The 6692-nt window shown below is 65.3% G+C and carries 6 protein-coding genes; all 6 read left to right on the forward strand.

From position 1 onward, the window contains the following. Nucleotides 1–66: 66 nt before the first annotated feature. The 6 genes from glnA (at nt 67) to C1924_RS00690 (ending at nt 6165) form a co-directional block, all read left to right on the forward strand. Nucleotides 67–1476 carry a type I glutamate--ammonia ligase gene (glnA, locus tag C1924_RS00665; RefSeq protein ID WP_108763624.1) on the forward strand — a complete coding sequence of 470 codons (1410 nt, stop codon included), beginning with the start codon at nt 67–69 and terminating at the stop codon, nt 1474–1476. A gap of 398 nt (nt 1477–1874) precedes the next feature. Then, nucleotides 1875–2213 carry a P-II family nitrogen regulator gene (locus tag C1924_RS00670; protein WP_004134334.1) on the forward strand — a complete coding sequence of 113 codons (339 nt, stop codon included), beginning with the start codon at nt 1875–1877 and terminating at the stop codon, nt 2211–2213. A gap of 22 nt (nt 2214–2235) precedes the next feature. Further along, complete coding sequence (gene amt, locus C1924_RS00675; protein ID WP_108763625.1) at nt 2236–3663, forward strand: ammonium transporter; 1428 nt, start codon at nt 2236–2238, stop codon at nt 3661–3663. Nucleotides 3664–3765: 102 nt separating this feature from the next. Beyond that, nucleotides 3766–4512, forward strand: a complete 747-nt coding sequence (locus C1924_RS00680) for an N-acetylmuramoyl-L-alanine amidase (protein WP_108763626.1) — start codon at nt 3766–3768, stop codon at nt 4510–4512. An 81-nt stretch (nt 4513–4593) separates the two neighbouring features. Next, nucleotides 4594–5751 (forward strand): MltA domain-containing protein, encoded by a 1158-nt coding sequence (locus C1924_RS00685; RefSeq protein WP_108763627.1) that lies wholly within the window; start codon nt 4594–4596, stop codon nt 5749–5751. Between the two features lie 120 nt (nt 5752–5871). Beyond that, nucleotides 5872–6165 carry a hypothetical protein gene (locus C1924_RS00690; RefSeq protein WP_108745661.1) on the forward strand — a complete coding sequence of 98 codons (294 nt, stop codon included), beginning with the start codon at nt 5872–5874 and terminating at the stop codon, nt 6163–6165. The last annotated feature ends 527 nt before the right edge of the window (nt 6166–6692 follow it).

Below are 6692 nucleotides of genomic sequence, written 5' to 3' on the forward strand. Positions count from 1 at the left end.
CCATAAAAGTTGGCACGGTCATTGCTCTACCTCAGTAGGCATTCATCCCCATCCGAGGTCGTACCGATGTCCGTGGAAACCGTTGAGAAGCTGATCAAGGACAACCAGATCGAGTTCGTCGATCTGCGTTTCGTGGATATGCGTGGCGTCGAACAGCACGTCACCTTCCCGGTCAGCATCATCGAACCGTCGCTGTTTGAAGAAGGCAAGATGTTCGACGGCAGCTCGATCGCCGGCTGGAAGGGCATCAATGAATCGGACATGGTCCTGCTGCCCGACACCACCAGCGCCTACGTCGATCCGTTCTATGCCGATCCGACCATCGTGATCAGCTGCGACATCCTCGACCCGGCCACCATGCAGCCGTACGGCCGCTGCCCGCGCGGCATCGCCAAGCGCGCCGAGGCCTACCTGAAGTCCTCCGGCATCGCCGAAGCCGCGTTCTTCGGCCCGGAGCCGGAATTCTTCATCTTCGATTCGGTCCGTTTCGCCAACGAAATGGGCAACACCTTCTTCAAGGTCGATTCGGAAGAAGCGGCCTGGAACACCGGCGCCAAGTATGACGGCGCCAACAGCGGCTACCGTCCGGCGGTGAAGGGCGGCTACTTCCCGGTTCCGCCGACCGACACCCTGCATGACCTGCGCGCTGAAATGTGCAAGACCCTGGAACAGGTCGGCATTGAAGTTGAAGTGCAGCACCACGAAGTGGCCACCGCCGGCCAGTGCGAGATCGGCACCAAGTTCAGCACCCTGGTGCAGAAGGCCGACGAACTGCTGCGCATGAAGTACGTCATCAAGAACGTGGCGCACCGCAACGGCAAGACCGTCACCTTCATGCCCAAGCCGATCGTCGGCGACAACGGCAGCGGCATGCACGTGCACCAGTCGCTGTCCAAGGGCGGCACCAACCTGTTCTCCGGTGATGGCTACGGCGGCCTGAGCCAGCTGGCGCTGTGGTACATCGGCGGCATCTTCAAGCACGCCAAGGCCATCAACGCCTTCGCCAACTCGGGCACCAACAGCTACAAGCGCCTGGTGCCGGGCTTTGAAGCCCCGGTCATGCTGGCCTACTCGGCCCGTAACCGTTCGGCCTCCTGCCGCATTCCGTGGGTGTCCAACCCGAAGGCGCGCCGCATCGAAATGCGCTTCCCCGATCCGATCCAGTCGGGCTACCTGACCTTCACCGCGCTGATGATGGCCGGCCTGGACGGCATCAAGAACCAGATCGACCCGGGCGCACCGAGCGACAAGGATCTGTACGACCTGCCGCCGGAAGAAGAGAAGCTGATCCCGCAGGTCTGCTCCTCGCTGGACCAGGCCCTGGAAGCACTGGACAAGGACCGCGAGTTCCTCAAGGCCGGTGGCGTGATGAGCGATGACTTCATCGACGGCTACATCGCACTGAAGATGCAGGAAGTGACCAAGTTCCGCGCGGCGACCCACCCGCTGGAATACCAGTTGTACTACGCAAGCTGATCGGACGGTGATGGCGGTGGGTACCCCTCCCACCCGCCGCCATCACCTCCTTTCTCTGCGGCTGGGGAGCCGCATGGCGGGCCTGTGCCCGCCTTGGTAGAGCGGACCGTTGGTCCGCTGCATTGGGAACGCGGGCCATTGGTCCGTTTTGGCAGAGCGGACGGTTGGTCCGCTTTGGTAGAGCGGACTGTCAGTCCGCTGATCCAGGGGCAAGAGAGACCGGATACGCGACATGGGCCGCCCTCCCTCCCGCGTCGGCCGTGCAAGGAGAGAGGCACGGCTGTCCCGGCCCGGTTCGTGTCCGGTGCAACAGCCACGGCCATCATCACGATGGCCCGTGGTTGCCTGATGCCATCGCGCATTCGCGCGTTGGCCCCATCCACCATCGGGACATGCGCATGAAACTGATCTCCGCAATCATCCGACCGTTCAAGCTCGACGAGGTCCGCGAGGCCCTTTCCGACGCTGGCGTGTCGGGCATCACCGTGACCGAAGTGAAAGGTTTCGGTCGCCAGAAGGGCCACACCGAGCTGTATCGCGGCGCCGAGTACGTCGTCGATTTCCTGCCCAAGATCAAGATCGAAACCGTGGTCACCGACGAGCGTGCCGACGCGGTGATCGAAGCGATCCAGTCGTCTGCAGGCACCGGCAAGATCGGCGACGGCAAGATCTTCGTCACTGCCGTCGAGCAGGTCATCCGTATCCGCACCGGCGAAATCGGTGCTGACGCGCTGTAACCCCTTCCGGAGACTCCCCCAAATGAAGATGCGCCTTTTCACCGGGTGGCAAGCCCGGTTCCATCTGGTGTGCCTGCTGATGCTGCTCAGTGCCCTGGCTGCAGGTGCCTGGCCGGGCACGGCCCACGCCCAGGCCCAGGTTTCGCCGCTGCCCACCGAACCGGTTGCGGTCGAGCCGCTGCAGGCCCCGGCAGCGGCGGCTCCCGCCGCAGCTGAAGCCGCGGCCCCGGCCTTCGACCACGGCGACGTGGCCTGGATGCTCACGTCCACCCTGCTGGTGCTGCTGATGGTGGTGCCGGGCCTGGCCCTGTTCTATGGCGGTCTGGTGCGCTCGAAGAATGTACTGTCGGTGCTCAGCCAGATCCTGGTGGTGTTCTCGCTGGTGCTGCTGCTGTGGGTGTCCTACGGCTACAGCGCGGTGTTCAGCGCCGGCAATCCGTTCTTCGGTTCGTTCACCGAGTTCGCATTCCTCAAGGGCTTCACGCCTGATTCGGTCGGCAACACGCCCATCGCGGGCCTGCCGGATTACCTGTTCGTAGCCTTCCAGTCGACCTTTGCCGGCATCACCACCGCACTGATCGTCGGCGCCTTCGCCGAACGCATCAAGTTCCGCGCGGTGCTGCTGTTCTCGGCACTGTGGTTCACCTTCAGCTACATCCCGATGGCACACATCGTCTGGGGTGGTGGCTACCTGGGTGAAATGGGAGCCATCGACTTCGCCGGCGGCACCGTGGTGCACATCAACGCCGGTGTGGCCGGCCTGGTCGGCGCCTGGTTCCTGGGCAAGCGCCTGGGCTATGGCCAGACCGCGCTGAAGCCGCACAACGTACCGTTCACCTACATCGGCGCGATGCTGCTGTGGGTCGGCTGGTTCGGCTTCAACGCCGGCTCCGCCGCTGCCGCTGATACCGTCGCCTCGCTGGCCTTCCTCAACACCGTGCTGGCCACCGCTGCGGCGGTGCTGGGCTGGACCCTGGTGGAAGCCATCACCAAGGGCAAGCCGTCGGCGCTGGGTGCAGCGTCGGGTGCGGTGGCCGGTCTGGTCGGCATTACTCCGGCCTGCGGTACCGTCGGCCCGCTCGGTGCGATCGTCATTGGTTTCGTGGCCGGCGTGGTCTGCGTGTGGGGTGTGACCGGCCTGAAGCGCCTGCTGAAGGTGGATGACACCGCCGACGTGTTCGGTGTGCACGGCGTGGGCGGCATCGTCGGCGCCATCCTCACCGGTGTGTTCAGCGCGCAGTCGCTGGGCGGCACCAAGGCCGATCTGGATATCGGCCACCAGGTGTGGGTGCAGGTGGTCAGCGTCGGCCTCACCGTGGTGTGGTCGGCGGTGGTCACCGCGGCCATCCTGCTGCTGGTGAAGGTGGTGGTCGGCCTGCGCGTGACCGAAGAGGCCGAACGCACTGGCCTGGATGTCACCTCGCACGGCGAATCGGCCTACGAGGCCTGATTCAACGGCGGGCGGCCTGCGAAGGTCGCCCGCCATCCACGCATGGCGTGGATCTGCTCCATGGGCATGCATCATCGCGCGTGATCGCGCACAATCGGGCACATGCACCCGATCCGCACCTCCCTGATGCTCTCGGCCTGCCTGCTGCTGGCCGCCTGCGCTTCTGCGCCGCAGCCAAGCCGCAACCCTCTGGCCACCTGGGTGCCATCGCCGAACCAGAACGCGCGCGGGCCGGTCATCATCGTCATCCACCACACCGAACAGGATTCGGTGCAGCAGAGCCTGCATACCCTGCGGACCGCCAACAGCGGTGGCCGGGTCAGCGCGCATTACCTCATCGGTGCCGATGGCCATCGCTACCAGCTGGTCAGCGACGAGCGCCGCGCCTGGCATGCCGGCTCCGGCCGCTGGGGTACGCTCACCGATCTCAACTCAGCCTCCATCGGCATCGAACTGGACAACAACGGCAGCACGCCGTTCGCGCCCGCGCAGATCGCTTCGCTGATCCTGCTGCTGCGTGACCTTACCGAGCGTCTGAACATCCCGCCACGGCAGGTGATCGGCCATGCCGATCTCGCGCCGACGCGCAAGGCCGACCCCAGCCGTTTCTTCCCGTGGCAGCAGCTGGCCGAAGCAGGTTTCGGCGTGTGGCCGCGTGCCAGCGATGGTCCCGCGCCGGAAGGCTTCGACGCCTGGAATGCGATGGCGCGTTTCGGTTATCCGCTGGAAGATCGCGACGCGGCCGTCGCCGCGTTCCATCGCCGCTTCCGGGGCAGCGACGATCTGCCAAAGACACTGGACGCTGAAGACGCCCGCATCCTGCATTCGCTGCTGCTGCAGACGCCGTAGCCTGAACACCCGTCGCGCAACCCTCGGCGCGACCCACGCGCACGGTTGCCCCGCCACCATCGGCCCCACTACATTGCGACGATGATCACTTTTCCGTCGTCGCCGCGCGCGCTCCTCACCCTCCTGGCCGTCGCCGCGCTCGCGGGCTGCGCCACCACGGGCACCCGTCCTGGATCACCCGCCCAGTCCAAGCCCGCTGCCGCCACCTACGCCAGGGTGGACTGGAAGGCGCTGCCGGCCGTCGCCGATGTCGACCTGCTGGCCGGCTTCAGCGCCTGGCGCAGCAGCTGCACCCGCCTGAAGAGCGATGCGGTCTGGGCCCAGCCCTGCGCGACTGCAGCCACGGTGTCCGACAAGGATTCGGCGGCGATCCGCCAGTTCCTGCAGCGCGACCTCGACGTGTACGCATTGCGCGCCGGGGGCCACCAGGCCGATGGCCTGATCACCGGCTACTACGAACCCATCTACTCCGGCAGCCTCACCCGCACCGCGACCGCCACCGTGCCGGTGTATGGCACGCCCGACGATCTGATCGTGGTGCAGCTGGACAGTCTCTACCCGGAACTGAAGGGCAAGCGCCTGCGCGGCCGCCTCGATGGCAAGGTCCTCAAGCCCTATGACGATGCAGGCACCATTGCCGGCAAGGGTGCCAAGGCGCCCGTGCTGGCCTGGCTGACCGACCCGATGGACCTGCAGCTGCTGCAGATCCAGGGTTCGGGCCGGGTGCGCCTGGCCGACGGCACGCAGGTGCGGCTGGCCTATGCCGAACAGAACGGCCACCCCTACCGCGCCATCGGCCGCTGGCTGGTGGACCAGGGCGAGCTGAAGAAGGAAGACGTCACCATGGATGCGATCCGCGCCTGGGCGAAGGCGCACCCCGCGCGCGTGCCGGAGCTGCTGCGCAGCAACCCCAGCTACGTGTTCTTCGTGCGCAGCGCCGACAGCCCGGAAGGCCCGCGCGGTTCCCTGAATGTGCCGCTCACCGCCGGCTACAGCGTCGCGGTGGACCGCAGCGTGGTGCCGCTGGGCAGCCTGCTGTGGCTGTCCACCACGCGCCCGGATGGCAGCCCGGTGGTGCGCCCGGTGGCCGCACAGGACACCGGTGGTGCCATTGCCGGCGAAGTGCGCGCCGATCTGTACTGGGGCAGTGGCGATGCCGCCGGCAAGCTGGCCGGCGACATGAAGCAGAAGGGCAATATCTGGATGCTGTGGCCGAAGGGCGCCCCCCTGCCGAACTGAACCGGCAGGGGTCGGATCCCTTTCCGCAGGAAAGGGCTCTGACCCCATATGCCCCGCAGGAAAGGGCTCTGACCCCAAATGCCTGATAATGGCGCCATTCCGAACCTTCCGGCCGCAGTAATGAAGAACATCAAGAACAACACCGCCAAGAAGTACTACAAGCACTGGGCCGAATCGGGCCTGGGCAAGGGCAACGTGCTGATGGAAGCCCGCGGCGAGAAGATCGTGCGGCAGGTTGAAATCTACGGCACCAAGCTGGTCTGGGCCGATGAGCACGGCCAGAGCGATGACCGCTTCCTGCTGGCCGACCAGCCGGTCTCGTTCCTGGATTTCGACGAGGACGACGAAATCTCCGCCCGCGAATTTGAAAGCGCCTGGAAGAAGGCCAGGGAAGCCACCGGCTACCCGGTGTAAGCCCCCGCGCAACACCTGCCTTTGTAGAGTCGAGCCCTGCTCGACTGCTTCACCGCTCTCGTAGAGTCGAGCTTGCTCGACTGCTTCACCGCTCTCGTAGAGTCGAGCTTGCTCGACTGCTTCACCGCTCTCGTAGAGTCGAGCTTGCTCGACTGCTCTTGGCAACAGCAGTCGAGCAAGCTTGTATGTTCCCGCCGGCTCCTACGAGGTATGTAGGAGCCAGGGTGGAGGGACCGTCAAGCAAGCATCTGCGGAATCGAGCCGACAGACGAGTCGAGCGATCCCCATCCCGCACACGAACGTCGATAAAGGATCGTACGGCCCCCAAAAGGGGATCGTCGATGTAGGCAAGCTAACGTCGGTGCGGTACCACCCCAGCCCCTTAAGGATAGCTGGGAGCAGTGCAAATGTCCGATTCTCTTGATATTGGCCTGGACGTTGACTCCAAGGAGCTCGTGCCAGCGGTGGCCGACTGCAAGGCGGGTGACAGAATCCCGAACACCAAGGCTGGCATCGCCAGATGGCTC

The organism is Stenotrophomonas sp. ESTM1D_MKCIP4_1 (assembly GCF_003086895.1).
Lineage (GTDB): Bacteria > Pseudomonadota > Gammaproteobacteria > Xanthomonadales > Xanthomonadaceae > Stenotrophomonas.